Source organism: Salipiger sp. HF18 (assembly GCF_011806505.1).
GTDB classification, from domain to species: domain Bacteria; phylum Pseudomonadota; class Alphaproteobacteria; order Rhodobacterales; family Rhodobacteraceae; genus Salipiger; species Salipiger thiooxidans.
The window spans coordinates 1-1,478 of sequence record NZ_JAATOS010000735.1 but is presented as its reverse complement, the minus strand read 5'-3'; the positions used below and the strand labels follow the sequence as shown (position 1 = coordinate 1,478).

General features: G+C 69.1%; 2 protein-coding genes. Both read right to left on the bottom strand.

Annotation, left to right across the window (positions count from 1 at the left end; all coding sequences use genetic code 11):
• A partial coding sequence (locus HC022_RS26405; RefSeq protein WP_167454364.1) for a DUF4167 domain-containing protein occupies positions 1-639 on the bottom strand: 639 nt, incomplete at its 3' end.
• A 226-nt stretch (positions 640-865) separates the two neighbouring features.
• On the bottom strand, positions 866-1,478 hold a 613-nt coding region (prmC, locus tag HC022_RS26400), incomplete at its 5' end, for a peptide chain release factor N(5)-glutamine methyltransferase (RefSeq protein ID WP_167454363.1).

Here is a 1,478-nt window from a genome sequence, read left to right as displayed (position 1 = left end):
CTCGGGCTTCTTGCGGGGCCGGCGCGGTTTCTTGGGCTTCTCCTCGCCGGAGGGCGCCGTGTTCTCGCGGTTCTCAGGCGTTTCCACGAGGCCGCTGTCGTCGCCGCTACCCATGTCGAAGAGGTCCGCAGGCTCTCCGCCCAGCGGATCCGCGCGCTTCTCGGAGCGGGGCTCCGACCGCGGCTCGGCCCGGGGTTCCGAGCGGGGCTCGGCCTGCGGTTCCGGCTGCGCCTTGGGCTCTTCGGACGGCTGCTGCTGCTCGGGCTGGGCCGAGGCAGACGCGTCGTCGTCACGGTCCGGGCGCTGGCTGTCGCGGTCCGAGCGTTCCTTGTCGCGCTGCGACTGACGCTCGCGGTTCTCGCGCTCCTGCTGCTCGCGCCGCTGGTCGACCTCGCGCTGCGCCTCGGAGAGCATACGCATGTAATGCTCGGCGTGCTGCTGGAAGTTCTCGGCCGCCACGCGGTCGTTAGCAAGCCCGGCGTCACGCGCCAGCTGGTTGTATTTGTCGATGATCTGCTGCGGCGTACCGCGCACCTTGCCCTCGGGGCCACTGCTGTCGAACACACGGTTGACGACATTGCCCAGCGAGTTGCGGTTGCGGTTGTTCTTCGACCGCGAACGGGATTTCGAGGATCGCATTGTGTTCTGCTATCAGCCTTATATGTCTGACTGTCCCTGTGACCCTGCGGCGCCCTGGGCGCCTTTCGAATGAGAGGTCACACCGATGTTGGGTTGACGTCGGGCGGGACCGCCAAGAGGCATCCACCGCTCCGACCCCTCCTGATAATCACGTCCGGCAGCCGGAAACAAGGAAAAACGCACGGAAACATATCAGAAACCGGCGGATATCCCCGGCGCCCCGGCCTCAAACCGCTTGCAGCCGTCCCGCGACCACGCGATCGCGGTCGTCGAGGTCCTGCAGCACCGTCACATCCGCAAGGCCCGCCCCGGTCATCAGCGCTGCAACCGCAGGCCCCTGAGTGGGCCCGATCTCGACCATCAGGCGCCCGCCGGGGGCAAGATGGGCGGGTGCGCCACGGGTGATGGCGCGGTAGGCGGCGAGCCCGTCGCCACCGTCAGTCAGGGCCATGTGCGGCTCGTGGTCGCGGACCTCGGGCGAAAGCCCCGCCATCTCGTCGAGCGCGATGTAGGGCGGGTTCGAGACGATCAGGTCGAAAGGCCCGCTGCCCACGGGGAGCGCCTCGAACCAGCTGCCCTGCCCCAGCGTGGCGCGCCCCTCGAGCCCGAGCGCGTCGCGGTTGCGCGTGGCGACCGCAAGCGCGGCCTCGGAGAGATCTGTGCCGATGCCCGTGGCGGCGGTGCGTTCGGCCAGCAGCGTCAGCAGGATGCAGCCGGTGCCGGTGCCGAGGTCGAGCACGCGTGCAAAAGGCGCGGACAGCGCCTCGGCCACCAGCGTCTCGGTTTCGGGGCGCGGGTCGAGCACATCGGAGGTGACGTGGAAGGCGCGGCCGTAGAAC